This window comes from Paenibacillus periandrae (assembly GCF_022458865.1).
Taxonomy (GTDB): domain Bacteria; phylum Bacillota; class Bacilli; order Paenibacillales; family NBRC-103111; genus Paenibacillus_S; species Paenibacillus_S periandrae.
In genome coordinates this window covers 193,562-218,735 of sequence record NZ_JAJNMU010000003.1, presented here as the reverse complement: position 1 = coordinate 218,735, position 25,174 = coordinate 193,562, and the positions used below count along the sequence as shown (strand labels likewise).

At 47.7% G+C, this 25,174-nt stretch carries 24 protein-coding genes; 3 read left to right on the top strand and 21 right to left on the bottom strand.

What is annotated here, in order from left to right:
• Positions 1–236: 236 nt before the first annotated feature.
• Positions 237–1,955 (top strand): bacteriocin maturation protein, encoded by a 1,719-nt coding sequence (locus LRL21_RS05965; RefSeq protein ID WP_240414843.1) that lies wholly within the window; start codon positions 237–239, stop codon positions 1,953–1,955.
• Positions 1,952–3,895, top strand: coding sequence for a TOMM precursor leader peptide-binding protein (locus LRL21_RS05960; protein ID WP_240414842.1), 1,944 nt, complete (start codon positions 1,952–1,954; stop codon positions 3,893–3,895). The genes LRL21_RS05965 and LRL21_RS05960 overlap by 4 nt, the downstream gene beginning before the upstream one ends.
• Before the next feature lie 76 nt (positions 3,896–3,971).
• On the opposite strand, the gene LRL21_RS05955 is transcribed toward LRL21_RS05960, so the two are convergent.
• The 13 genes from LRL21_RS05955 to LRL21_RS05895 form a co-directional block, all read right to left on the bottom strand.
• Positions 3,972–4,388, bottom strand: a complete 417-nt coding sequence (locus tag LRL21_RS05955) for a J domain-containing protein (protein ID WP_240414841.1) — start codon at positions 4,386–4,388, stop codon at positions 3,972–3,974.
• Positions 4,389–4,520: 132 nt separating this feature from the next.
• Positions 4,521–5,246, bottom strand: a complete 726-nt coding sequence (locus LRL21_RS05950) for an SDR family oxidoreductase (RefSeq protein WP_240414840.1) — start codon at positions 5,244–5,246, stop codon at positions 4,521–4,523.
• 28 nt (positions 5,247–5,274) lie between these two features.
• Complete coding sequence (locus LRL21_RS05945; RefSeq protein ID WP_240414839.1) at positions 5,275–5,931, bottom strand: ThuA domain-containing protein; 657 nt, start codon at positions 5,929–5,931, stop codon at positions 5,275–5,277.
• 36 nt (positions 5,932–5,967) lie between these two features.
• Positions 5,968–6,666, bottom strand: a complete 699-nt coding sequence (locus LRL21_RS05940; RefSeq protein WP_240414838.1) for an SDR family oxidoreductase — start codon at positions 6,664–6,666, stop codon at positions 5,968–5,970.
• The gene (locus tag LRL21_RS05935; protein WP_240414837.1) at positions 6,663–7,175 is read right to left on the bottom strand and encodes a VOC family protein; all 513 of its coding nucleotides are present in this window, start codon (positions 7,173–7,175) and stop codon (positions 6,663–6,665) included. Before LRL21_RS05935 ends, LRL21_RS05940 begins: the two co-directional genes overlap by 4 nt.
• A 36-nt stretch (positions 7,176–7,211) precedes the next feature.
• Positions 7,212–7,673 (bottom strand): VOC family protein, encoded by a 462-nt coding sequence (locus LRL21_RS05930; protein ID WP_076229757.1) that lies wholly within the window; start codon positions 7,671–7,673, stop codon positions 7,212–7,214.
• 327 nt (positions 7,674–8,000) lie between these two features.
• Positions 8,001–8,870, bottom strand: coding sequence for a carbohydrate ABC transporter permease (locus LRL21_RS05925; protein WP_240414836.1), 870 nt, complete (start codon positions 8,868–8,870; stop codon positions 8,001–8,003).
• Position 8,871: 1 nt separating this feature from the next.
• Positions 8,872–9,831, bottom strand: a complete 960-nt coding sequence (locus LRL21_RS05920) for an ABC transporter permease (RefSeq protein ID WP_240414835.1) — start codon at positions 9,829–9,831, stop codon at positions 8,872–8,874.
• 65 nt (positions 9,832–9,896) lie between these two features.
• The gene (locus tag LRL21_RS05915) at positions 9,897–11,426 is read right to left on the bottom strand and encodes an extracellular solute-binding protein (RefSeq protein ID WP_240414834.1); all 1,530 of its coding nucleotides are present in this window, start codon (positions 11,424–11,426) and stop codon (positions 9,897–9,899) included.
• A gap of 101 nt (positions 11,427–11,527) precedes the next feature.
• Complete coding sequence (locus tag LRL21_RS05910; protein ID WP_240414833.1) at positions 11,528–13,327, bottom strand: sensor histidine kinase; 1,800 nt, start codon at positions 13,325–13,327, stop codon at positions 11,528–11,530.
• Positions 13,324–14,337: a response regulator transcription factor gene (locus tag LRL21_RS05905; protein WP_240414832.1), complete on the bottom strand. Its 1,014-nt coding sequence runs from the start codon at positions 14,335–14,337 to the stop codon at positions 13,324–13,326. The genes LRL21_RS05910 and LRL21_RS05905 overlap by 4 nt, the downstream gene beginning before the upstream one ends.
• Positions 14,338–14,421: 84 nt before the next feature.
• Positions 14,422–14,646, bottom strand: a complete 225-nt coding sequence (locus tag LRL21_RS05900; protein WP_240414831.1) for a hypothetical protein — start codon at positions 14,644–14,646, stop codon at positions 14,422–14,424.
• Positions 14,647–14,652: 6 nt separating this feature from the next.
• Positions 14,653–15,180, bottom strand: a complete 528-nt coding sequence (locus tag LRL21_RS05895; protein WP_240414830.1) for a YfiT family bacillithiol transferase — start codon at positions 15,178–15,180, stop codon at positions 14,653–14,655.
• A 119-nt stretch (positions 15,181–15,299) separates the two neighbouring features.
• On the opposite strand from LRL21_RS05895, the gene LRL21_RS05890 reads away from it, so the two are divergent.
• Positions 15,300–15,428, top strand: coding sequence for a sporulation protein YjcZ (locus LRL21_RS05890; RefSeq protein ID WP_240414829.1), 129 nt, complete (start codon positions 15,300–15,302; stop codon positions 15,426–15,428).
• A gap of 174 nt (positions 15,429–15,602) precedes the next feature.
• Here the strand turns inward: LRL21_RS05890 and iolB are convergent, their stop codons facing one another.
• The 8 genes from iolB to LRL21_RS05850 form a co-directional block, all read right to left on the bottom strand.
• Positions 15,603–16,415: a 5-deoxy-glucuronate isomerase gene (iolB, locus tag LRL21_RS05885; protein WP_240414828.1), complete on the bottom strand. Its 813-nt coding sequence runs from the start codon at positions 16,413–16,415 to the stop codon at positions 15,603–15,605.
• Between the two features lie 106 nt (positions 16,416–16,521).
• The gene (iolG, locus tag LRL21_RS05880) at positions 16,522–17,565 is read right to left on the bottom strand and encodes an inositol 2-dehydrogenase (protein ID WP_240414827.1); all 1,044 of its coding nucleotides are present in this window, start codon (positions 17,563–17,565) and stop codon (positions 16,522–16,524) included.
• A complete protein-coding gene (fba, locus tag LRL21_RS05875; RefSeq protein ID WP_240414826.1) occupies positions 17,562–18,440 on the bottom strand; it encodes a class II fructose-1,6-bisphosphate aldolase in 879 nt (292 codons plus the stop codon). Before fba ends, iolG begins: the two co-directional genes overlap by 4 nt.
• Before the next feature lie 149 nt (positions 18,441–18,589).
• Positions 18,590–20,035 carry a CoA-acylating methylmalonate-semialdehyde dehydrogenase gene (locus LRL21_RS05870; RefSeq protein WP_240414825.1) on the bottom strand — a complete coding sequence of 482 codons (1,446 nt, stop codon included), beginning with the start codon at positions 20,033–20,035 and terminating at the stop codon, positions 18,590–18,592.
• Positions 20,036–20,065: 30 nt separating this feature from the next.
• On the bottom strand, positions 20,066–21,076 hold the full coding sequence (gene iolC, locus LRL21_RS05865; protein WP_240414824.1) for a 5-dehydro-2-deoxygluconokinase: 1,011 nt from the start codon (positions 21,074–21,076) through the stop codon (positions 20,066–20,068).
• A gap of 98 nt (positions 21,077–21,174) precedes the next feature.
• The gene (gene iolE / locus LRL21_RS05860) at positions 21,175–22,077 is read right to left on the bottom strand and encodes a myo-inosose-2 dehydratase (RefSeq protein WP_240414823.1); all 903 of its coding nucleotides are present in this window, start codon (positions 22,075–22,077) and stop codon (positions 21,175–21,177) included.
• Positions 22,078–22,304: 227 nt separating this feature from the next.
• The gene (gene iolD / locus LRL21_RS05855; protein WP_240414822.1) at positions 22,305–24,170 is read right to left on the bottom strand and encodes a 3D-(3,5/4)-trihydroxycyclohexane-1,2-dione acylhydrolase (decyclizing); all 1,866 of its coding nucleotides are present in this window, start codon (positions 24,168–24,170) and stop codon (positions 22,305–22,307) included.
• A gap of 266 nt (positions 24,171–24,436) precedes the next feature.
• Entirely contained in the window at positions 24,437–25,171 is a 735-nt protein-coding gene (locus LRL21_RS05850) for an MBL fold metallo-hydrolase (protein WP_240414821.1), read from the bottom strand.
• Positions 25,172–25,174 lie beyond the last annotated feature (3 nt).

The following is a 25,174-nucleotide window of genomic DNA, read 5'->3' as shown; positions in this document are numbered from 1 at the left end:
AAAAAACAAGCTGCGCAGCTTGGAAACTCGCTGTCTCTTTAAGAGAGTTTCATCTTAACATGGGAAAACCCGAAGTACACTGATCAAAGTTTTCCAATCTATTGGATATCCGCTGCACAGCTGGATATGTTCCGATGAATACGGCAATGATTTCTCCGTCCCTTGGGATCGAGAAATCATCCATATGAGGGCAGGTCGAATGCAATCATTCGTCTGTCCTTTTTAATATGTGCGAATTGAAGCATGAAGGACAAAGCCTCGCACATACGATAAAAGATGTAAGTATCGATGTTGATTTTAACCCGACCCTTCAGGAGGATGATATGAAAAACTCTGAATCGTTCGTCCCCTTAAAGCCTTACCTTCATACCAAGGTGCTGGTGATCGGCTGCGGTCCTTTTTTGTATTCTTTGGCTGACGTGTTGCTTGAATCAGGATGGCTCCGTTTCCATATACTAATTACTGAATCCGTACCTACCGATCGTGAGCGGCTGAAGGAATGGGTCGAGCATGCTCGTTTAACAAATCCTACGGCCGTGATAGAAGAACTTTGTCTGGATAGCAGCGGGAGAACGGAATGGCACAAGGCAATCGCACCCTTTCATTCGATATTGTACATTTCGCAGGATGCTCATATCGAGGAGCTTCGGTACTTGAATGCGGCTTGCAAAGAGCAGCAGAAGCTGCTGCTGCCGGCATTCTGTATGCAGCAAGCGGGACTGGTTGGCCCGCTTGTCCATCCGGACATAGAGACCTGCTGGGAATCTGCGTGGCGACGGCTCCACCAAGCTGCTCTTGGCAGCACTCACCACTCGTCAGACTTCTCGTTCACAGTAGGAATCATGCTGGCTAACGTCATGGTGTTCGAGTGGCTCAAGGCGATCTCGGGAACGACTGAATCTGAAGCGCAGCATGCTTTCTTTTTACTTAATCTAAATACGCTGGAAGGCGATTGGCATTCATTTGTACCCCATCCGCTCGTTACCGGACTTCTTACTCTACCTGATCTTACAGACGATGAAAAAGAATTCGAAATTCCTCCCGAGCTGCTGACTGAAGAGGAAAGAGAACCCTATGGGTGGTTTTCCTATTTCAGCGGACTAACGTCATCCACAGCAGGGATTTTTCATACTTGGGAGGAAAGCGATTTGGTTCAGCTGCCGCTGGCACAGTGCAGAGTTCAGGTTGCTGATCCTCTCTCGGACGGCCCCGCCAAGCTGCTGCCCGATGTGATTTGCTCAGGTTTAACCCATGAAGAGGCACGTCGCGAGGCAGGATTGGTCGGAATTGAAGCTTATATCATGCAATTGTCATCCTTGCACATACCTAAGCTTTCCTCGCAGCAGAATAATCAAGGAAATGGGATTGACATCCGACCGTTTGTCGGTGCAGGAGCGGGTGAAACGATCGTCGAAGGCGTATGCCGAGGCTTGCATATGTGCTTGACGAATACATGGACCCAATTGTTGACCAACCGTAAGCCACTTATCTATCAAGTGCAGCTCGATAACGTTAAGGACGAACACTGTAAATACTATTTGCAGATATTAACGCTTTTACAAGGAGTGCCAACGGTCGGTCTCGGTATGGAATTGTACGGGTTTCCTGTTGTATGGGTACGTACAAACGGTCTTTGGTATGGTGGCGTAGGCTTGAATAAGACATTAGCTCTGAAAAGCGTGCTGCAGCAAGCTCTGCAGTTTATAACTAATACACATCTCCCGCCATCAGGCCTCGGAGCGTCTTCCGTGATACTGGAATCCCAACAACCTGCACACCTGATCTTTCCCTCTGAACCAGAGCGAACATCATCTGAAATCCTGGCTACTGCCTTGCAAATCCTGAAACGCAGCAGCAAGCGACTGCATGTGATCGATATGTGTTATGAGCCTTTTTTAAAAGAAGGGCCTGTAGGAGTGTGGGGTGTTCTGCTGAGAGAGGAGGATTCCCTATGAAATCTGTCATCGCGATTGTCGGTGAGGGAAGGCTTGCGGACCGCGTGTACCGGACAATGTCTCCTTCCTATTCAATCGTCCGCCGTAACGATTTCCATGAGGGGGTACCAGAAGCCGTAGAATTAATTGTTGTTCTACAGGATGAAGCCGGTTCGTTCTTGTATACCGAAATTGAGCAATTGATACAGCCGATTGGCATCCCTTGGATCCATGGTTGCATATTAGGTGATGAAGGTGTGATCGGCCCCATAGTACGACCCGGGGTAGCAGGATGCTCATTATGTGCGGATACGCGGTACCAGATGGCAGGACGCAATCTGGAAATGTCAGAGCAGCAGCTGAGAAGATTGGTATACGGGGACGAGCTTGATGAATCGGGCATTTCGCTCGCTGGCTTGCTGCACATGTCCTGCTTAATTGAAGCCGAAGTACAAAGAGTGCTGCTGGGTAAACATGCACTAACGGAAGGACAAATCTATCTTGTCAACTTAATAACATTGAAAAGCTCGCTGCACTTCTTTTTACCCGATCCTTTGTGTCCTGCGTGCGGTCAATTACCTGATGATACGACGACGAGAGCCCGTATTAAGCTGAAGCCAAATCCCAAGAGCAGTCCGGACAGCTATCGCTGCCGTTCGGTTAACGAACTGAAGGAAACACTGATCAAGGATTATTTCGATTTCCGAACCGGACTATTTAATGTATTCCAGCCAGATTTAACCTCGCCCTTTTCTGCTGTCCATGCCAATCTTCTCTTGTTTGCGGGAGACGAGGTGACAGCAGGCCGCACTCATTCTTATGCAATTAGCACGCTGACAGCGATATTGGAAGGCTTGGAGCGATATTGCAGCCAGGCACCGCGCGGTAAACGAACTGTGATTCGTGATGCCTATAGCAATCTCGCCGAGCAAGCGATCAATCCGATTGCTGTAGGAGTGTATACGGATGAACAGTATGAGCAGGAGGATTTTCCATTCCAGGCGTTTCATCCAAATCACCCGATTGATTGGGTTTGGGGTTATTCGTTTATGCAGAAACGCCCGATTCTTGTTCCAGAGCTGCTGGCGTATTATAGTGTGCTTTATGGCGACGGATACGTAAATGAAGCCTCCAACGGGTGCGCGCTCGGCAGCAGTCTGGAAGAAGCGATTTTATATGGAATTTTGGAGGTTGTAGAACGTGATTCATTCCTGATGACCTGGTACGCACAGCTTCCGGTACCACGTCTTGATGCTTATTCAGCTGATAGCAAGGAATTGCGCTTAATGATCGACCGTTTGCGGGCGGTAGCTGGATACGAGGTTCATTTGTTCAACATTACGATGGAGAATGGAATTCCGAGTGTATGGGCATTGGCGAAAAACTCCAGGTCAACAGGAGCAAATCTTGTTTGTGCAGCAGGTGCTCATCTGGATCCGATAAGAGCCGCGATAAGCGCGATTCATGAGCTGGCCGGCATGATCGGATCGATTAATATGAAGCTGGAAGCCAACCGTGAAACCTACCTGAATATGCTCGAGGACTCATCCCTGGTTCGCCATATGGAGGACCACTGCGTGTTATATGGCCTGCCGCAGGCGGAGCAGCGTCTGCATTTTTTGCTGGATAACCATCAGCCCCTGCAAACGTTCGCTGAAGCGTTTAAGCAGACAACCAGCCAACACACAGATTTGACAGAGGATCTGAAGGACATTCTTATGGTGTTCAAAAGCTTGAAGCTCGATGTCATTGTCGTCAACCAGACAACACCCGAAACATTACGCAACGATTTGCATGGTGTGAAAGTGATCATTCCGGGCATGCTGCCGATGACATTCGGACATAACCTTACGCGCTTATCAGGACTAGAAAGGGTACTGCGTATACCGGCAGAGCTTGGATATGTGAAGCAGCCTCTAACATTGGAGCAGCTTAATCCTTACCCGCATCCATTTCCATAAATGTATAAATGCTTCAACAAGAAAAGCCGCTCATCTTTGATGCGGCTTATTAACAATTCATGTGATTAAATTGTATTTATTTCTTACCCGCGTGCTCGGACATCGGGAAATCCGTTGGGGAATACACGCCGACATCGTTGGTTCCTGCCTTGAAGGCCCAATATAACTCGGTAACCCCTACACCTACAGCGAATATGAATAGCACGAGTACAACTGAGTACGTAATCTCCATCATATAATTGTCCCGAACATGCTGAACTTTTTCTTTCCAACCCAGCTCACGAAAAACAACCGGCTGCAGCGGCGTATAGCCAATTAAAAAGCGGTATGCTTCATTTATTTTGGCAAAAATAGGTTCACCGGGGGATGGCTGCTCATCTGCATCCAGGTGTTTGTACCTTTTCATCAGAAAAAAATATCGGTCTTCAATTTCTTTCTCAATAGCATCCTCGGTAAGACCAAGTACCGCGCATGCATGCCTGCGATCCTGCATAATTTTCCCTCCTTTTGATTTAAAGGTTCTGCAATCAGAGGGGAAATTATGCAAGGAAATATGTAAAAATTTACTGTATAGAAAAAATCACCTGCATGAAGCTCATCAGGTGACTTCACTATAATAATTTGATTAACGATACCAAGGGGTTACCGTGATATTATCAATATGAACACGGGGCGGGAGATTGACCAAATACACAACAATGCTCGCGATATCATCGGTCTTTAGCATCGTCGAGCGCTCTTCCTGTGTAATCGGCTCGGTTTTATGATTCCAGATCGTACTGTCAACAGCTCCAGGACTTACGGAAGTCACCCTGACTCCGGTACGTCTATTTTCTTCGATGATCGTTTCGGTTAAAGCCCGTGCGCCATATTTGGATGCCACATACAGCCCATTCCCGGAGCCGCTTCGAAACGACGCCGTCGATAAAATATTAATAACGTATCCCAAATCCTGTGACTTCATCACAGGGATGACTTCGCGACACATCAGGTAAGTACCTGTTAAATTAATATCGATCATCCGGTTCCATTCGGTAACATCCGTATCCTGAAGATTCTGCTTCTCACGCATGCTGATCCCGGCCGAATTAATGAGGATATCGATACGCCCATAGGTTGACATGACCTGCTGAACGGCACGGTATACCTCCTCTTCGCTCCTCACATCGGCTTGAATTCCAGTAACACGATCCCAATACTGGGGATCAACTGAATCCAGAGCCTGCTGCAAGTTATTAGCATCCCGGGAGACTGCAGCGACAAAAGCACCTTCACGCAGTAGGGCGTGCATTATAGCCAGCCCTATTCCTTGACTCCCACCAGTTACCAAAGCCACTTTATCGAGAATCATACCCGTTTCTCCTTTGCTTCATCCTGAGTCACAATACAGCCTGAACTGAGCTTCTGAGCAGCTCAATCATACTATCGTGCAGCAGTCCCTCCTTGTTATGCGCCGGAGTTAGGCAGCAAACCTTACCTTGACCTGACGTATGCTGCCAGCCTGCAATCGAGCTGCCGTCGATGGATTCCGATCTCAGAAAAACGCTCGTATTGGCTTCGTCACAGCTAACAAAGTAGTGCTCATCCATAATTTCGAATGACATTTCCTTCGAGTTCCCCTGTGAGTTATCTGAAGGAAGCGTACCGTGATACTGAACCATTTGATTTTTGGACGGATGGGAAATAAAATAACCGCGCAGCATGTTCACAAATGCCGAATCGGGTGGATAAGAGGCTAGACCCGAATGCCAGTTGAGGAAGCCTCCTCCCTCTTCCACATAACGGACAATAGCTGCCGATATGGACTCCGTTAACCAATGATGGACGATTTCATCCTTTGGATTAACCCTGTCTTCCTTGAAAAGAATCACGGCCGCCGGTTTTGTCTGCAGCCGCTCCGTCAGTTCCTCAGCCGATATGTACTCCAATGTATAGGAGCCGCTGTCCGTAAGGGGCTTTATTGCCAGGTTCAGAGCTTCCCTGATCGGTTCCTCGGCATGGTAGTAATCTCCAACAATTGCATAAATAGGCTTCATGTACTGTTCCCCTCCATCCTTGCCACATGATTAGTGTTAGATCGGCATCGGTTCGCCTTTAAAATTAATGAAATAGTGCTCAGGAGCAATCTCTTTTTTCATTTCCACAATATCCAGAATGCCCGTAGCGCTTTCCAACGGATCTCCAGGAGCCTTCTCTCCGCCCATATCTGTTTTGATCCAGCCCGGATGCAGCGCATACACGCGGATTTCTTTGGCTTTCACATACTTCTTCAGCTGCTTGGAAAACATATTGATCGCGGCTTTGGAGAGCGCATACGGATAATCTCCACCATAGGCATTGGACAAGCTTCCAGCTTCCGAGGATATGTTGAGGATGATCCGTTGGCCTCCGTCCGGCATCAAGGGCAGCAAATGCTTGACTACCCGCATCGGTCCGTATAAATTGACCTCGAAGCTTTGTGCAACATCATCCAGCGAAAGGGTTTCCAGTGTTCCCCCTCTTCCGAGCAGGATTGCAGCGCTGTTGATGATTGCATCTACAGCTTGATTGTCCGCTTGCAGCGTTTCTGCTAACCGGGCAACCGTATCTTCACGGCTGACATCCAGCTCTACAGCCTTGATTTGGCCGGGGTAACGGTTGATCAGCTCAAGCAGTTGACCATCCGGACTTGCAGCGCGAATACCAGCGATAACCTTGTGGCCCCGCTGCGCCGCAATTGTCGACAGATGAAAGCCAAGACCGCGGTTTGCACCAGTAATTAGAATATTCATGCTGGCTCACCGCCTGCCTGCGGCATAACGGGTGTATTCAGTGGTTTGCCCAGTTCCTGCAGACCCAGGGTTACTCCCAGCTTGGCGATTGTATCAAAATAGCTGTATCTACCACTTCCATATTCCCCTTTATGGGTTAGTGGATAGCCCTTACTTTCTACAAAATCAATATGCTGCTCAAAACCAGGAACGGTGAACGTTATAAAATGAACTCCTTGGCCCTGCAGCTGTTTGAACTCGTTCCATGGACCTGGCTCATCATACGCTTCCAGCAGCTCCACAGTCACGGGTCCCATTTGCAAGTTGGCAAGCTTCACCTGTCCGCGGATGAATTTACCTCGATACCACGTGTATCCGCTTTCCGTGTGCTGCGGCACACGATCCGGATCAGGAACCCGAATCTTTGGCATCTCGATCCCGAACAGCTCTGCATAATGCCTGGCTGCCTCTTCGATGTCGTCTACAACAATTCCGATTTTCACCAGATTATGATTCTCTATATGCTCCATATACCCGTAGCCTCCTGTTTAAATGATGTATACTGGCTAGTTTTTCTTGTCGTTTTCCAACAGCTCAATAATGATTTTAAGCGGCTCCAGCGAATCGATATAGGCATATCTTCCGCCTGTGTATTCGCCTTTTTGCACGAGGGGCATTTGATTGCGATCCAGCTTCGTGACGATCTCCTTCATGCCCTCGATCCTGAAAGCGATATGGTGCGGACCTTCTCCATGCTCATCCAAATATTCACGCCAAGTGCTCGGATGCTCATCCGGTTCAATCAGCTCCAGCTGCAGCGAGCCCATTTTGAAAAATGCCAGCTTGGCTCTCGCTTCCGAACGTTCACCCCGATATTCCGTTTCTGCGACATCTACTGCTCCGGTTATTGCCCAGCCCGGATTTTCGACTCCAAAAAAGTCGGCATACGCCTGTGAGGTCTTCTCAATGTCATGAACCAATATTCCGATTTGTGCAATGACGTTCGTGCCGAGCAAGTTTTTTTCCATTATGGTTAGCTCCTTTAAGGATGGGATTAAAAGTATGGTGAATAAGAGTCGCTGCGCGGTCAAGGTGTTCCTTCGATTGCTGTTGTTCCCCTATTTTCAGATTGTATAAAACATTTAGCGGTAATAAGCGGGGAACAAAGGCACCGCTCCGCTATCTCCGGAACACCCTGGCCGCTCCGCTTATTATTCACCGTACTTTTTTGAGTGCAGTAATTAGGGCACTCTGAATACGTCTTTGGTATTCATCGTACTTTTATATAGTGATCAGGACTCTGTAAGACGGATTAATTAGGAGAATATTTATCCTTACAGATGTAAGGTAAATTCCTAGCCTTTGACCGAACCAAGCAGCATTCCTTTGTTGAAATACTTTTGCAGGAAAGGATATACCACCAGCAGCGGAGCCGCTGTGAACACAACCGCAGCCATTCGTACAGCCGGGCTGAATTCCAGGCCTTCCACGGACGCCCCCATATTTTCACTCGGTTGAATCAGCATTTGACGGAGGAACACTTGTATCGGCAACCTGTCCGATTGATTAATATATAAGAGGGCGCTGAAGTACGAATTCCAATAATCAACCGTATAAAATAAGGTAAAGGTTGCGATTACCGGCATCGAGAGTGGAATCACAATTCTCCACAGCATACCGAATTCCGAGCAGCCGTCGATTCGTGCCGACTCTTCAATTTCTATTGGAAAATTTTGGAATGAGCTGCGAATTACAATCAGATTAAAGGGGGCAATCGCTCCAGTTAAGAATAAAGCCCAATAGCTGTCCAGCAAGCCCAAGCCTCTGACAAGCAGATACAGCGGGATCATGCCTCCACTGAACAGCATCGTGAACAGAACGAGGAAATTAAGAATTCTGCGTCCCTTCAACCAGGTTTTGGATAATCCGTACGCCATTAAAGTTGTAAGCACCATGCTAATGGTCGTTCCTGCAGCTGTGATCACAACCGAATTTTGAAAAGACTTGAGAAAATTGCGGTTTTCCATCAAATAGGCATAAGCGTTAGTCGTCCAAACCTTCGGTATCAGAAAAAAGCCTCGTGTTAAAATTTCCTGCTTCGTGGCAAAGGAAGCCAGCAGCACATACAGGAATGGAACTACAGCTATCAATACAACGAGAACGAGCAAAGAGAAAACGACAGTTTGGTATACAGGAGCCCTACCTCTGAAATCATGTGCTTTCATCTCAATAGACCCCTTCCTCTCCGACTTTCTTCGCTATCCGATTAGCACCAATAATAAGACACAGCCCAATTACCGATTTGAATAGCCCGACTGCTGTTGTATAGCTAAAGTCTCCCTGCACGATACCGGTACGATAGACAAACGTATCGAATACATCCGATACTTGCAGGTTCGTTGGATTTTGCATAAGTAAGATATGTTCAAAGCCGGTATCCATTAAATAGCCGACCCTCAGGATGAACAAAATAATGATGGTCGTTCTTAATCCAGGTAACGTGATATGCCACATTTGCCGCCAACGGCTCGCCCCGTCAACAACGGCTGCTTCGTATAAGGTGGGATCGATGGAAGCAAGTGCGGCGAAGAAAATAACCGCACTCCATCCAGCCTCTTTCCATATGCTTTGAAATACATATACATAACGGAAATATCCACGATCTGTGAGCAGCTGGATCGGGTCGAAGCCCCATTCCATCAATAGCTTGTTGACACCGCCCTCCTGCACCGAGAACAGCAGAATCGTAATACTGACGACGATAACCCACGATAAAAAATGCGGGATGTACACAACCGTTTGCACAATTTTGCGAAACCATGCCTGCCTGACCTCATTAAGCAATAAAGCGAGCAGAATCGGAGCCGGGAAGAACAGGAATAAATTCATCCCACTCAGAATCAGGGTGTTTTTGAGCAGCAGCATAAAGTCCTGCTCCCCAAATAGCTTGCGAAAGTTATCAAGGCCTACCCAATCACTGTTAAGAAATCCCTCGAAGGGATCAAACGACTGGAATGCAATCAGGACCCCACCCATGGGGATGTATTTAAAAATGATAAAGTACAACAATCCCGGGAAAATCATCAGATAGAGGGGAATCCCCCGTTTCCAGGCACGGTAGCTCCTTTTGTTCTTAGCCAATGAAAGAGTGCCTTCCAGCTTGCTCTCCGTACTTATCGCTTTCATACATCATTGTCCTTTCCTTAGCATGATGTCAGCTTGATCCTCTTCGGGACAGGCATGCTCATTGCTTATTTCGTCAATTTATACTGTTCGTTCATTTCAGATATAATATTGTCTCCGCCATTTTTCTTCCATGCATCTACGGCTGCTTCAATTGCATCCACAGGCTTTTCACCCATAATGATCGCTACCATCTCGCTCATCAGCTTCTGGTCAAGCGTAGCTCCCGATTTGGTAGACGTTTCCGAGAATAACCCTGCTCCTTTGTCGATCACCGCATACTTCTTGTTCACGTCGAACAGAGCAAGCACTTTTTTCGGCTTTTCCTGATCTTCCCATGGCCGAACCGTGTTAAGCGGATCCAGCTTATGGAAGAACCAGAAGTTAATCAACATCGGACGATCCGATTCGAATGCCGGAAGCACCTCGTATTTCTCACCGGTTTTCTTGTAGTGAATACCTTCTACTCCGTAGGTGATCAGTGAATGCCCTTCAGGCGTGACCATATAATCCATTAACGCCATAATTCGTTCCTGCTTCTTCTGATCGATCTTGGCATTAATAACAACCTTATTGGTTGTCGCATAGGTCGTATTCCCTTGAAGACCTGTAGGACCCTTCGGTGGTATTAGCTGAGCGGCCTGAGCGGTAGGCACCAGCTTTTGTAAATTCGGAAGTCCTGTGTCATAAATATTGGTGGCAGGTACATCGGTAAATCCAACCTTATTGGCCTCAAATTTGAAATCCGGGTCTTGTCCTTTATTGATAGCAAAATCCTTATCGAGAATTCCATCCTTATACATTCTGCTCATGAAGCCCAGGAAATCCTTCAATTCCTTCGTTTGTGCCTGCCATGGAACAATAGCACCGTTCACTTCTTTCCAGCCATTAGCAAGTCCAAAAGCAAACCGGATCGGATCGGCAGCACGGCTGAAGCTTCTGTTATTCTGGATCGCAATGGAGTAACCTATGGTATCGTCTTTGCCGTTACCGTCCGGATCATTTTTGGCAAAAGCTTTGGCAACCTCGTACAGCTCATCGGTCGTTGTCGGAGCCTTCAAATTAAGCTTGGTTAACCAGTCCTGACGGATGAATAGGGTTTCCCGGGATTCCGGAGTCCAGTTGGGCAACGCATAGATTTTACCTTTCGGATTACCGATAGCATACGTTTCCATCGGTATTTCCTTCGTTAAATTCGGATAGTTTTTGAGGATCGGCGCTATGTCGAGAAATACGCCTTTATCGCGCCATTTCAAAAACTCAGCGCTGTTGATTCTGAATACGTCCGGGAACGAATTAGACGCTGCCATAACACCTAGTTTTTCAACATAGTTGTCGGATGGAACCCATTGAATTTTTAAATCAATGTTCAGCTTTTTATTTAATTCATCAATGACCGGATGTTTGTCTGACCAAGCACCGCCTTCATAGGCGATTGACATCATGTTAATGCTGATTTTCTCACTAAATGCGTTAGCCGGCTTGCTATCTGCGGGTTTGTCTACGGCTGCATTCCCACTTGGTGCACCTTGCGAGCATCCTGTAACGATGCTGGCAGACAGTGTAATTGCAGCGGATATTTTCATCCATTTAACCATTCTACGTTCCCCCTCAGGCAATATGAATCTTACATAACCAACATACTGCATGTTGAAAGCGAATACATTATCTGATCCTATGATTTCCGATTCAATCTTACTTACTCGAGATGAATCGGTATTCGAATCGATACGACAGCACCCCGTCCCGGGAACGAGCTCAGCTTGATGCCATATTTATTGCCATACTGCAGCACCAGCCTCGCGTGAACATTAGCTAACCCAAGAGAATCCTGCTGCGTGTAATTTTGCTCAACGGTGGTCGAAATCATCTCCAGCTGCTCGGTAATCCTTTGTAATTCCGCGTCCGCTATTCCAGGACCGTTATCCGCTACCTCAATGATCAGATCGCGCCCTTCATCGTACGCACTAACGATCACAACACCTTCCCCGCCTCTCGGCTCAATCGCATATTTCACGGCATTTTCCACAATAGGCTGAAGAATGAACTTCACAACGCGGCAGCGGATAAACTTTTCATTAATAAAATAACGGCTCTGAAAATGCTTCGGAAAACGGACATGAATAATATCCAAATATTTGCGAAGCTGCCCCAGCTCCTCCTCCAGATACACTTCCATATCCGTGAATTGGGCTGTATAGCGGTACACATCGGCCAGATTGCGGGCCATTCTCTCGATCACCGGTACCTTTTCCAGATAGGCCATACTCGTAATGATGCCTAACGTATTGTAGAGCAGATGGGGATTGATTTGATTTTGCAGCGCCTTGATTAACGTTTCCTTTTGCTTCAGCAGCGCCTGCATTTCCTTCAGCTGCAGATTCGAATTAGTTACAATCAGCTCATCAAGCCGCTTGACCATAATATTAAAGCTGTGAAACAGCTGCTGCAGCTCGTCCTGGCCGGGTATGGATTCCGTTTGCACACTCAGATCACCCTTGGCTACTTGTCTCATCAAGCCTCTTAAGGTAAGGATCGGATCGACAAAACGATTGGACAATAACGGAACCACCAGAATGACGAGGCATGTAATAATAGCGAGCACCAGCAGCATCGAAATTCTTGCCGAGCTTAAGCCTACCGCGACTTCTGCAAAAGGGACCAACGATACGATCCGCCAGCCGGTTACAGGTGAAAGTGAGCTGCCAATCAAATAATCGTCTCCACGAAACCGTTGAATCGCGGTCTCTCCCTTATCCGGAATCTTCAGGCCTGCAAGCTCAGTCTGTCTCTTTTGAAGCCCGTTCAATTCCTCATTCGGATGGTACACAATAGAATCGTCCCCTGCCAAAATAAAAAATATGCCCGATTTGGCCAGCTGCGAGCTTTTGAATGCACGATCTATTTCCTGCAAAGAGATGTCTACAGCCAAAGTCCCGATCAGCTCCAGCGTTTCCTTATCATAGATCGGCAGCAGTACGGACATGACCGGTCGACCGTAAGCTCCTTCATATTTGGCGGTATGTGTTGGAAGGATAATAATATTCGGGGATACCGGCCTGCCATACCAAGGCTCGTCTTCAAAACGATCCAGCTTGCCAAAATACTGCGCCATCGACACGATCTGATTCGATTTGGAAATAAGAAACATCCCCTGAATCTCCGAATAATTCAGAGCCAGATATCTCCTCAGCTCCTTCTCCACGTTCTGCTTATCGACATTGGTATAGCTTTTGCTGGTCAGCCATTCCTGAATCGTATCATTCTGAATCAAGTACTGCGTGGACTGCTGAAGCTGCTGGTAATAATAATCGAGATGGTAATTCAAACGTGCTGTCGCCTCATTGGATATGTTAAAAAATTCTTTTTCAACCGCCTTGCTGTAATAATAATTGGACAGCAATCCCAGCAGCAGCACCGATAATACACTGACACTGAGAAAGGCGAGCACCATCTTCATTTTGATCGAAAATTTCCGCAGTATCACGAAGGCTCTCATAGGCCCATTCTCTTTCTGTATTCCACTGGGGTAATCGTAACAATTTGTTTGAAAATCCGGTTAAAATAGGGCAGCGAGGAATAACCGACCATATCGGCGATTTCATATATTTTCAAGTCGGGCTCCTGCAGCAGCTCCTTGGCTTTACGAATCCGAATCAGGTTCAAGTAGTTTAAACAGGTCTGGCCTGTCGTTTTTTTGAACAGCATACTAAAATGAGAAATGCTCATATGTGACATTTCAGCCAGACGCGCCAGAGCAAAATTCTCAAAATAATGAACATCCATATATTCGCATACCCGTTTAATCGAGGCATTACCGCTTTGATCCGCATATTGGGGATAAATCAGTATCCATGCTTGGATGAGATCTGTGAAGTGCTTACGAATCGCCTGCTCATCCTCAGTTGCTAAGGACATATGCGTCTGCTGGGTGCCAAATGCTTGCAGCAGCTCGTTCAATTTGGACGATAAAATAGCGAATACGCTCTTGCGATAGCTTGGGGTCGTGAGCTTGAGCTTGAAGATGGCTGTTAACAAATTGTTTAGCTCCGATTGCACGGTGTGCCGGCTCATTTCCGGCAAATGCTCGACAAACTTTTGGATATTAAGTACACCTTCATGAATTTCGGTCATACCCTCCAGCCGTTGGATCGATCGCTTCAGAGCACCATGCAGCTCCTCCTCGTCAAGCGGCTTCAATAAATATTCGGTAACTCCGTAACGCATGACTTTTTTGGCATACTGAAAATTGTCGTAACCGCTTACAACAATCGTAACGATGGGGAGATGAGCCTGATCGATTTTTTCACACAACCAAAGACCGTTTTTGTGCGGCATCATAATATCTGTGATTACGATACTCGGCCAATGCTCCTGAATAAAGCTCCAGGCCTCATCGCCGTTCCCCACTTCACCTGCGACATTGAATTGAGGTGCAAGTCGCTCTACCATTTCTGCAACCGCATCACGAATCCATATTTCGTCTTCAGCTATCAGTACCTGAAACATATAACAAAACCTCCTAAGAGCGTTCAAAAGAACGCTGGTATCGTGAGCATTTAACTATTAGCGTCCTTCAAGGCGGCTTGCATATTAAGTATCCGCTTCTCTTTGTGCCGCTGCTTGTTCCATGCTGTAATACCCATATCCTACTACCGGAGTTGAGACTTGTCGATACATACAGGTAACTGACTTGGATAATTCAGGTTGATGCCGTACCATTTGTCGGAAAAAACGCAAAAAAGCCGCAACCCGCACGACCAACCGGCCAAGCAGAATACGACTTTTTATGACAATAAGTACAGCGATATATCTCAATAAGGCTTAAATCCAGCCCATACGTTCCTTAAGTGATTTGATTTGGGCGATATGATGCCGCCCATGCCACGCGTATCTTTGAGCCGCGATATCCAGCGTCATAGTACCATGAGTCGGACTTATAAAAGTACGCTGAAACTGATGAGGTGACAATGAACGAAGCAATACTACAAATCGTTGATGAAGCGACTCCAGCAGCAGCAATGAAGTTTCTATGGGTGCTTCTTGATAGTCGCTTAATTCAGCCCATAATTCTTCGCGATAAGAGCCTGCAACAGGGGTATCCTCGGTTAAAGCTCTTTTAAACCGAATATAAGCATTCATATCGTTATCAGCCAAATGATGTACGACCTGTTGGGCATTCCAACCGCCGGGCCGATAAGGTGTCAGCAGCTGCTCGGCATTGAGGCTCTTCACCGTCAATCGAAGTGATTTGGGAATTAGAGTGATGTCCTCCATCCATATGGCACGATGCTCTGAGGTCGGATGCTCCTCCGGTTTAAATATACCCAACGGATAAGACCATATGTCCATGGCTTCACCTCATAATCTATTGATTATCTCCCTACCAAACGCACATTTTCCATAAGTCCAATCCACAAGCCTCTAATCATCATAACATACAGAAGGTTAAATGGAAGGGGGTTGGAACTATGGGATATGGCGCTGGTCTTGGTGGTGTAGGTTGTGGTAGTTGTGCTGGCTATGGCTTGGGTACATCTACAGGTGTTATTCTTGTTCTCTTCATTCTGCTTGTTATTATTTTGAGAACATTCATCTAACCTGAATTTAAAAATCGAAATACTCGAAAAGACAGCAACCGTAACGAGGTCTGGTTCCCTCATAGGTTGCTGTCTTTATAGCTGGATGGCGAACAGGCCCAGCTTCTACGTGCTGCACAGCTATGCTTCATGAGATAAATCATCAATCCCATACATATTCAACAACATATAGGATTAACGTGGTTTCGGCATGAGCCATGCATGATCAGGATCATTATGAAACTTCCAAATCCGGTTTGGTCCAGCCATTACATTCAAATAATAAACCTCATAGCCCGGAGGTGCAGAAACCGGATGATAGCCTTTAGGCACCAGCACCGTTTGACCATCTTGAACAACAAGCGTCTCATCTAGCGAACGGTCGTCTGTATACACTCGCTGGATCGCAAAGCCCTGCTCCGGCTGAACATGGAAATAATACGTTTCCTCCAGCAGAGACTCCTCAGGGAGTGCGTCCCGATCATGCTTATGCGGAGGATAGCTCGACCAGTGGCCATTCGGCGTAAATACCTCCACGACTAACAAACTATCGGCAGGCTCCTGCTCCGGCAAAATATTATGAATCTGCCGCTCCATGCTGCCAGAGCCACGGGTTTCTGCGCCTACTTGATCAGGTCCGATTAAACGCGCCGCGTGATTGCCATGTCCTGGTGCTGAGCATATCGCCAATTCTACCGCAGTCAACGCACGAACCTCGTAATGATCAGCGTTGGGCACATATACGGAATAAGGCCGTGTCTTTTCGAATACACTCATCCGCTGCCCAATTCCCTGCCATGCCTCATTATGGGTCGCTATATCCGCTTTTCCACTGAGCAGTACCAGGCATACCTCCTGATCTCCGGTTTCGCGTTTCACAACCTGACCCTCCGAAAGCTTCAGCACCTCAAAACCAACATATTCCCAACCGGCCGATTGCGGAGTAACGGTTAAAACAGTTCCTTCAGCGTTAGGCGCCTGCTCCGGCTTAACTATCAATTTGGACATGGTGGATCCCTCCTAAAAGCTTCCGTAGGAAGCTGACTTCGTAAGCATAATCTTCAAGTTTTCGTTAGAAAACTACTTCGTAAGCGTTACTAAACATCATATCTATTTATTCCGATCGCAATGGTTGAATAAGCAGATTTAGCGCTTCACTAACCTTCACAGGACGGCCCAACTGACTGGACAGCTTGGCAGCCAACGCAATTCGCTCCGCCTGCAGGCCATCATTGCCTTCAACCGGCAGCGGCTTGTCGTTGACGATACAATCAATGAACATTTGTGTTTCTTCCACATAAGCGGCGTTATAGCGTTCCAGGAAAAAATGCAGCGGCTTGTCACGTGTAATACCATCCGCCGTGCTGATTTCTACCGTAGTCGGATGATCATTGGAGGCCGCTGTACTGCCTTTGGACCCAAATACCTCAACCCGCTGATCATACCCGTATACGGCTTGGCGGCTGTTGTCGATAACGCCAAGCGCCCCATTGGCAAATTGAAGGGTAACAATAGCCGTATCCACATCGCCATGCTCGGCAAAAACAGGATTGATTAACACATTACCGATCGCATGTACTTCCTCAACCTCGCTGCCTGACAGAAAACGGGCCATATCAAAATCATGAATCATCATATCCATGAAAATCCCGCCAGACACCTTAATATAGTCCGGATGCGGCGGATTCGGATCGCGCGAAGTAATTTTCACGATATGCGGCTCGCCGATCAAACCTCCCTGCACATGCTCACGAACTCGCTTGAAGTTGTGGTCGAAACGGCGATTAAAGCCGATTTGCAGCTTCACTCCAGCCTTGCGTACAGCCTCCAGCGCTTCCTCCGTTTGCCGAATATCCATACTGACCGGTTTTTCGCAAAATATATGCTTGCCAGCCTCGGCTGCCTGCTTAATCAGCGGTACATGCGTATCGGTCGAGGAGCAAATAAATATCGCGTCAATCTCCGGATTAGCAATGACCTCATTGCTATCGGTAGTGACAATAGCGATTCCTCTCTCGCTAGCCCAAGCTTGCAGCTCCGGACCAGCGAACAAGTCGCTTACAGCTACAATTTCCGTTTCTGGCAGTCTCAGCAAATTATCAGCATGAATTTTGCCGATACGCCCTGCGCCAATGATCCCAATTTTGACTTTTTTCATGATGCACTCCCTCCCGCTTTACCTGAACTTCCGAATAAACGAATCTTTTCTTGAACCTTTGCCTGAATGGCTGCTTTCGCCGGAATCAGGTAATTACGTGGATCATAAGCAGTTGGATTATCGTTCAAAAAGCTGCGAATTGCCTCTGTGCAGGCCATTTGGTTATCCGTATTCACATTGATTTTACTCGTTCCAAGCGCAATAGCCTGACGAATTTCCTCATCCGGTAAACCGCTTCCCCCATGCAGTACAAGTGGCAATCCGGTCAGCTTTTGAATTTGCCCCATTCGTTCAAAGCCAAGCTTTGGCTGGCCGCGATAAGGACCATGCACAGAGCCAAGCGCTGGCGCCAAGCAATCAATTCCCGTAGCACGAACAAGCTCCACACAATCCTCAGGTACTGCATACATCCCATCGGCATCATCAACCACAAGATCGTCCTCGCGGCCGGTAATCCGTCCAAGCTCCGCTTCTACCGTAGCACCAAGTGCATGTGCTGCCTGCGTAACCCGCTGTGTCACATCGATATTGTGCTCAAGCGAATGATGTGAGGCATCGATCATGACTGAGGTAAAGCCTGCATGAAGCGCCCGAATGCAAAGATCATAGGTGGAACCATGATCCAGATGCAGCGCTACAGGAACGGTGATATCATAATGCTCGATCAGCGCTTTGACCATACCTGCAATGCAGGGGAGACCGCCCATATAAGGAATATAAGCCTCGCTGACACCGAGAATAACAGGTGCACGCTCCGCTTGAGCTGCCTGCAGAATGGACTCTGTAAACTCCAGATTATTTAAATTAAACTGCCCCACCGCATATTGTCCTTCCAATGCCTGCAGCAGCATCGTTTTCATGGAAACTAATGTCATGTGTGAATCAACTCCTTCGGTAAAGCTTGCTTTGACTTTTGCTCTCATAAACCTGTAAACATAGCAATTATTATACCGACGAGACGAGGCGAACAGGCTTCTACGCGTACACGTGGTGCCACCTGTTCACACCGTTTATCGGACAGTTGTTACCAACGGGCAGTAACCATTTTTTTGCGAGTATAAAACTCGACTCCATCTGTACCGTTGGCGTGAAGATCGCCGTAAAACGAATTTTTCCAGCCTGAGAACGGGAAGAAAGCCATCGGCGCAGGCACACCCAGATTGATGCCCAGCATACCGGATTCGATTGTTTCGCGGAACTGTCTTGCACTGCTGCCGCTTTTCGTAAACAGGCAGGCTCCATTGCCCAGCTCTGAACGATTAGCCAATTCTACAGCTTCCTCCAAAGTAGCGACTCTGACAATAGATAATACAGGAGCAAAAATTTCATCCTCCCAAATTTTCATCTCGCTCGTCACCTGGTCAAAAATCGTCGGCCCGACAAAATAGCCTTTGCCGCTTGCAGCCTCATCCTTACGGCCGTCACGAATGAGCAGTGCGCCTTCATTTTCACCTGTTTCAATATAGGATAAGGTACGCTCCTTGTGAGGTCCGCGGATCACGGGACCGAGGAACACGCCGTCGTTCATCCCATTGCCAATCGTAAGCTGATTAGCAGCCTCGACGAGCTTGTTCACCAAAGTATCACCAATCTCACCGACGGCTACGACGACGGAGCAGGCCATGCAGCGCTCTCCCGCTGAACCAAAAGCGGCATTAATAATTTCTTTTACCGAACTATCGAGATCTGCATCAGGCATCACTATCGAGTGATTTTTTGCACCAGCCAACGCTTGTACGCGTTTGCCATGGGCAGAGGCAGTTTTGTACACGTACTCGGCTACCGGCTGCGAGCCTACGAACGAGATCGCGCGAATATCCTTATGCGTCAGCACCCCATTAACCACATCACGTGCGCCGTGAACAATATTGAATACACCGTCAGGCAAGCCAGCTTCCTTAAACAGCTCTGCCAAACGATTCGCGAGCAGCGGCGTACGCTCGGAAGGCTTCAGGATGAACGTATTACCGCAAGCGATCGCAAGCGGAAACATCCAGCAGGGAACCATCATCGGAAAGTTAAACGGCGTAATTCCACCAACGACACCTACAGGATAGCGGTACATACCGGATTCCAGGTTGGAGGCAATATCCGGAAGCTGCTTGCCCATCATCAGGTTCGGAGCACCGGCTGCAAATTCCACGCATTCAATACCACGCTGTACTTCACCATAAGCCTCGTTGTAGCTTTTGCCGTTTTCCTCTGTGACGAGAGCAGCCAGCTCCTCCCAATGCTCGACCAGCAGCTGCTGGTATTTGAACAGAACGCGTGCCCGGCGAGGAACCGGTGTGCGGCTCCACGTTTTAAAAGCTTCTTTTGCCGTTTGTACCGCTAGGTCCACATCCTCCGTCGTGGAAAGTGGAACATATGCCAATATTTCTTCTGTTGCCGGATTGTAGACGGGCTCGCTTTGTGTGGAAACGGACTCGACCCATGCGCCGCCGATCCAGTTTTTTAAGGTTTGTGCCATGTTAGTTGTTCTCCCCTCTGATATAAAAGCTTAAGATGCCGTAATTTCGCCGCGGTTGCAGCGTTCGATATAATCATGCACAGCTTCGGCCGAAGGCATCGCATCCGAGCAGCTGTGGCTGGAAATAACGATACACGCTGCCGCGCTGCCGAATTCCATACTTTTTTCGAGTGTCCATCCTTGCATAACACCGTATAAAAAGCCTGCTGCATAAGAGTCGCCGGCTCCGAACGTTTTGACTACCTTGGCTGGAAAGCTCTGTGCCCGGTGTCCTTCGCCGTCCTTCGTGTACGCAATCGAACCGTCCTTGCCGTGCTTGATGATCACGATCTTGGCTGAGCAATCAAACCATTTGGATGCAGTTACATTATCGCTATGCTCCGGATTGGCCTCAAATCGCTCCATCATATCAAACTCTTCACGAGTACCCAGAATAATGTCGCATTTCTCTGCTGCCAAATTGTAATAAGCGGCTGTTTCTTCAGGCGACACCCATGTGTAAGGGCGATAATCCAGATCAAATACGATGACAGCACCATGTTTTTTGGCATACTGCAGCGCCTGGAATACAGCCTCTCGTGATGGACTTTGAGCAAGTGCCGTTCCCGAGATCAGCAGCACCTTCGCCTGCGCGATGATATCTTCCTGAACTTCTTCGGCGGTCAACCGCAAATCAGCCGCATTATCGCGATACATCAAAATGCTGCATTCTGTCGGGCTTTTGATTTCTGTAAAAGCAAGCCCTGTCACCGCACCCGTATGGTCCGTCACAACATTCGTAGTGTCAATATGATTTTTTTGCAGGTAATCGGCAATAAAACGTCCCATTTGATCATCAGCAATTTTTCCGATAAAAGCGGTTTTTAACCCGAATCGCGACATCCCGATCGTAATATTGGCCGGGGAGCCCCCCACATACTTAGTGAAGGTCATTGTTTCTTCCATCGGTCGATTAATTTCGTTAGCATTCAAATCGATACACAGCCGCCCGATTGCTGTAAAATCCAGTGATTTTCCGGTTGGAAACGTAACATAGGTCATAGCTTGAAAACCCTTCTTTCCTGGTCATTGTTTTTAGCACTAGCTTTCTTATGGCTTGATTCTGATTCGTTGTATGCTTACTGGCTTTTGGCTTATTATTATTTTTTTATGATTAAGGACTCCATATGCTCCAATGCTTTCTTGGCATACTCATATGCGGGATGTGCTGCCGGGTCCTGCTCACCTTCAAGCATCGCCCATCCATCGTAACCACGTGCCAGCAGCTCATGTAAAATCGGCCCAAAATCGAGACATCCGTCACCCGGAACGGTGAACACGCCTTTGCGAATACACGTGACAAAATCGACTTGTTCAGCACGCGCCTCATCCAGCACCTCTTGGCGAATATCCTTGAAATGAATATACGCAATACGGTCATAGTGCTTGAGCAGCACCTGCAGGGGATCCGCGCCTCCGTAATAAGCATGACCCGTATCATAGAGCAGATATACCTTAGTAGGATCAGTCAGCTCCAGCAATCGGTCGATTTCTTCTGGACGTTCCACTGCGGTTCCGCCGTGATGATGATAAGTCAGCTTTAAACCATACTCCTGAGCAATGGCGCCAGCTGCATTCAAGCCTTCGGCGAGGCTCTGCCAGCCTGCTTCATCCAGCCGCAGCACCTCCTTTTCGTTCGGTGTGCGGCGCGGGTCAAAATGCAATGAGCCTCCAACCTCGCAGGTGCTGATCACCGTACTGCCCATACCATGCAAAAATTCCACATGCTTGCGGTAAGCGGCCAATTCCGATTCCCGGTATGCCGGATCAGAAAACAGCACCGATTTCCACTGTGAGACGAGCTGAATGCCCCGTTTGGACAGCTCCTCCTGCAAAATCGCGGGATCTGTTGGGTACTTGCGTCCCATTTCCGTTCCTATCAAACCCAGAGCCTGAATATCATCCAGAATTTGCTCGTAGGTCGTATCATCACCGTGCTCCTTGACGTCCTCGCCTACCCAATTGATCGGATGGATGCCCAGCTTAAATGGCAGTTCCAGCATGCACAAACTCTCCTTTTATAAATTCGATTAGATGTTTTCTGTTTATTTCTCTTTAGTTAAATTCGGTGAATAAGGAGCGGAGCGGTCAAATAATCCTGGAGAAGCGTTAGCGTTCGCCTTTGTTTCCAGATTTTTACCACAAATGTCTTATAAATTCAAAAAATAGGGAAACAACAGCGATCGTAAGGATATTTGACCGCGGAGCGGAGACTAATTCACCGAAAACTTTAAATCAACTTGACCGCCTGAATACGGGATTTCATTTCCTGATGCGCGGCAAGCACTTTATCACTGACCGAAACCTCGGGCACGCCCACATTCCACCATGATTCGTAACCGTCCGTATTCGTTCCTGCGACAACCGGAATTTCAATCAATGTCGTAATCGTCTCTTCCTTGGCTTGCAGCAGCGCGGCTTGCAGCTCCTCAGCAGTAGTCGCTTTGTACGCTTTTGCGCCCAAGGCACGCGCATGTGCAGCAAAATCGATAGGCAGCACATTACCGGTAAGACGACCTGTAGTCTCGGAGCGATAACGGAATTCATTACCGAAGCCGTCGCTTCCATGACCTCTTTGCAAATTATGAATACACTGGAAGCCGTGGTTATCGAACAGCAGAATCGTTATTTTGCGACCTTCCTGCAGGCTTGTAACGAGCTCGGAATGCATCATCAAATAGCTGCCGTCTCCCACCACTGCATATACCTCGCGCTCTGGCTCGGCAAGAGCAGCTCCAAAAGCACCAGCTATCTCATACCCCATGCACGAAAATCCGTATTCCATATGGTAAGTTTTTGGCTCAAGCGTCCTCCACAGCCGATGTAAATCTCCGGGAAGACTGCCCGCTGCACACACAATAACCGAGGAGGCATCCAGCGTTTCATTAATGACGCCGAGCGCGCGGGTTTGGGATAATCCATCTTCATGCTGGGCTGCATACAAGCGATCAACCTCGCCCTCCCAACGTTTCTTCAAGTCTGTAATTTCAGTGGACCCATAACCATTCTCGTAATGTGCAGCAGCGAGTTTTTCCTGAAGCGCTTTCAACGACTCTCGTGCATCCCCTGTAACTGATGCTCCACCGAGCTTTGCCGAATCGAATCCATTGATGTTGATATTGATAAACTGTACATCAGGATGTGCAAATGCCGATTTGGACGCCGTTGTAAAATCCGAATAGCGAGTGCCTACACCAATGATCAGATCCGCATCCTTGGCTAGTAGATTTGCAGCAAGTGCTCCTGTTACCCCGATCGCTCCAACATTCAACGGATGATTCCACTGCAGCGAGCTTTTCCCAGCTTGTGTCTCTGCAACCGGAATACCAAAGGCTTCAGCGAATGCAGCAAGCTCCTTTGTTGCGGACGCATACAGCACACCCCCACCTGCAACGATCAGCGGTCTCTTTTTGCCCTTCATAAGCTCCAAAGCTCTATTCAATGAATCGGGGGCCGGTGGACGACGGTCAATAAAGTGTACCTTTTTCTCAAAAAACGAGAGTGGATAATCGTAAGCTTCTGCCTGGACATCCTGAGGTAGAGCCAGTGTGACCGCACCTGTTTCTGCAGGATCGGTGAGCACGCGAACAGCCTGGACCGCCGCTGTCAACAATTGCTCGGGTCTCACGATACGATCCCAATACTTGCTGACGGTCTTGAATGCATCCGTAGCGGATACGGTATAATCTCCCTGTACCTCAAGCTGCTGAAGCACCGGATCCGGTTGTCTGGTTGCAAAATTATCGCCTGGCAGCAGCAGCACAGGTATCCGGTTGACCGTTGCCGTTGCAGCAGCAGTAACCATATTCAGAGCCCCGGGACCAATCGAGCTTGTGCAGGCAAATATTTGTTTGCGATTCATTTGCTTGGCATAGGCGGCCGCGGCGTGGACCATCCCCTGTTCATTTTTCCCTTGAATAAAGACCAGATCGCCTGCACTCCGCTCCAGCGCTTCTCCAAGACCCGTCACATTGCCGTGACCAAAAATACCCATAACTCCTTTAAAAAGCTTGGTTTCTTCACCATCCTGCGAAATGTATTGCTTATCCAAAAAACGAAGCAGGGCTTGAGCCATAGTAAGTCGAATCGTACTCATTTCACGTGTCTCCCTTCCATCGATTCATTCATTTCTTTCAATTAACCGCTAATTGGGTTCGCCAGTTGTAATGGCGATTTGGAGTGATTCGGTGTTCATAGAAAAATACACTAAAGTTATTTATGATTGACGAAGTTGATTAAGCGCTTAACCTGTAAAAATCTTACGCTTGAACCTGATTAGGTTAAGCGCTTAATTCGATCTTACTATAGATTGCCAGCCCCGACAATACCTTTTTACAAAAATAAATGATACAGCTCAATACATTACTTAAACGCACGTCGAAAAGATTCATACTGTTCATACGGAGAGTACACCTCTCCACCATGACAAACACTGACTACCTTAGGCTTAAGCTGTTCGATAATGGAACTGCTCTCTATTGCTTGCTGCATATTGCCTGTGAACATCGCCATTGGCTTTTTGAGCCTGCCTCTGTTCGCAGTAAACAGATCTCCCGCCAGCAATACATTATCTTCTTGATGGTAATAAGCCACATGACCCGGCGAGTGCCCAGGTGTGAGGTAAGGCGTGAGTCCGCCTACGATGTCCAAAGCATGCATATCACCTGACCGTGCTTTTTGTCCGATACCTGAATCTGAAGCTTGTTCAGCTTGGAAAGATGCCTTGCTTTCACTGGAATCAGCGAGCGGTTGGACCAAACCAATTTCTACAGAGGCCTCTGCTTTGGATCGGCGCGGGTAGGGAAGTTTACCCTCCATATAAGGAATTTCCTCTGCATGAGCAAATACAGGAACGTGAAGCTGCTGCCGGATCTTTTGGATGCTGCCAACGTGGTCGGAATGACCATGGGTTAATAATATTCGCTCCAGTGGTGCATCCATCTGCTGCATTTGCTTGAGCAGGCCGCCCGCCATTAAGGAGATTCCTGTATCTATAAGTGAAAGCCCCTGTTCTGACTTTACGATCCAAACTGTGATCGGGATAATTAACCATATTTTGCATGCCCAGATATGCTCGGAAATCTGTACGATTTTCATAGG

Excerpts from the sequence above, each read along its gene's own strand:
- LRL21_RS05930 (WP_076229757.1), bottom strand. The coding sequence starts at position 7,673 with ATGGAAAAAAACTTGCTCGGCACGAACGTCATTGCACAAATCGGAATA.
- LRL21_RS05870 (WP_240414825.1), bottom strand. The coding sequence starts at position 20,035 with ATGGCACAAACCTTAAAAAACTGGATCGGCGGCGCATGGGTCGAGTCC.
- fba (WP_240414826.1), bottom strand. The coding sequence starts at position 18,440 with ATGACATTAGTTTCCATGAAAACGATGCTGCTGCAGGCATTGGAAGGA.
- LRL21_RS05950 (WP_240414840.1), bottom strand. The coding sequence starts at position 5,246 with ATGATTCTCGATAAAGTGGCTTTGGTAACTGGTGGGAGTCAAGGAATA.
- LRL21_RS05960 (WP_240414842.1), top strand. The coding sequence starts at position 1,952 with ATGAAATCTGTCATCGCGATTGTCGGTGAGGGAAGGCTTGCGGACCGC.
- LRL21_RS05945 (WP_240414839.1), bottom strand. The coding sequence starts at position 5,931 with ATGAAGCCTATTTATGCAATTGTTGGAGATTACTACCATGCCGAGGAA.
- LRL21_RS05895 (WP_240414830.1), bottom strand. The coding sequence starts at position 15,180 with ATGGACATATGGTCTTATCCGTTGGGTATATTTAAACCGGAGGAGCAT.
- iolD (WP_240414822.1), bottom strand. The coding sequence starts at position 24,170 with ATGAGTACGATTCGACTTACTATGGCTCAAGCCCTGCTTCGTTTTTTG.
- LRL21_RS05955 (WP_240414841.1), bottom strand. The coding sequence starts at position 4,388 with ATGCAGGATCGCAGGCATGCATGCGCGGTACTTGGTCTTACCGAGGAT.
- LRL21_RS05915 (WP_240414834.1), bottom strand. The coding sequence starts at position 11,426 with ATGGTTAAATGGATGAAAATATCCGCTGCAATTACACTGTCTGCCAGC.
- LRL21_RS05935 (WP_240414837.1), bottom strand. The coding sequence starts at position 7,175 with ATGGAGCATATAGAGAATCATAATCTGGTGAAAATCGGAATTGTTGTA.
- iolB (WP_240414828.1), bottom strand. The coding sequence starts at position 16,415 with ATGTCCAAATTGATAGTTAAGCCGGAGCAGGCGCCTAACGCTGAAGGA.
- iolE (WP_240414823.1), bottom strand. The coding sequence starts at position 22,077 with ATGCTGGAACTGCCATTTAAGCTGGGCATCCATCCGATCAATTGGGTA.
- iolC (WP_240414824.1), bottom strand. The coding sequence starts at position 21,076 with ATGACCTATGTTACGTTTCCAACCGGAAAATCACTGGATTTTACAGCA.
- LRL21_RS05850 (WP_240414821.1), bottom strand. The coding sequence starts at position 25,171 with ATGAAAATCGTACAGATTTCCGAGCATATCTGGGCATGCAAAATATGG.
- LRL21_RS05920 (WP_240414835.1), bottom strand. The coding sequence starts at position 9,831 with ATGAAAGCGATAAGTACGGAGAGCAAGCTGGAAGGCACTCTTTCATTG.
- LRL21_RS05910 (WP_240414833.1), bottom strand. The coding sequence starts at position 13,327 with ATGAGAGCCTTCGTGATACTGCGGAAATTTTCGATCAAAATGAAGATG.
- LRL21_RS05940 (WP_240414838.1), bottom strand. The coding sequence starts at position 6,666 with ATGAATATTCTAATTACTGGTGCAAACCGCGGTCTTGGCTTTCATCTG.
- iolG (WP_240414827.1), bottom strand. The coding sequence starts at position 17,565 with ATGAAAAAAGTCAAAATTGGGATCATTGGCGCAGGGCGTATCGGCAAA.
- LRL21_RS05925 (WP_240414836.1), bottom strand. The coding sequence starts at position 8,870 with ATGAAAGCACATGATTTCAGAGGTAGGGCTCCTGTATACCAAACTGTC.
- LRL21_RS05905 (WP_240414832.1), bottom strand. The coding sequence starts at position 14,337 with ATGTTTCAGGTACTGATAGCTGAAGACGAAATATGGATTCGTGATGCG.
- LRL21_RS05890 (WP_240414829.1), top strand. The coding sequence starts at position 15,300 with ATGGGATATGGCGCTGGTCTTGGTGGTGTAGGTTGTGGTAGTTGTGCT.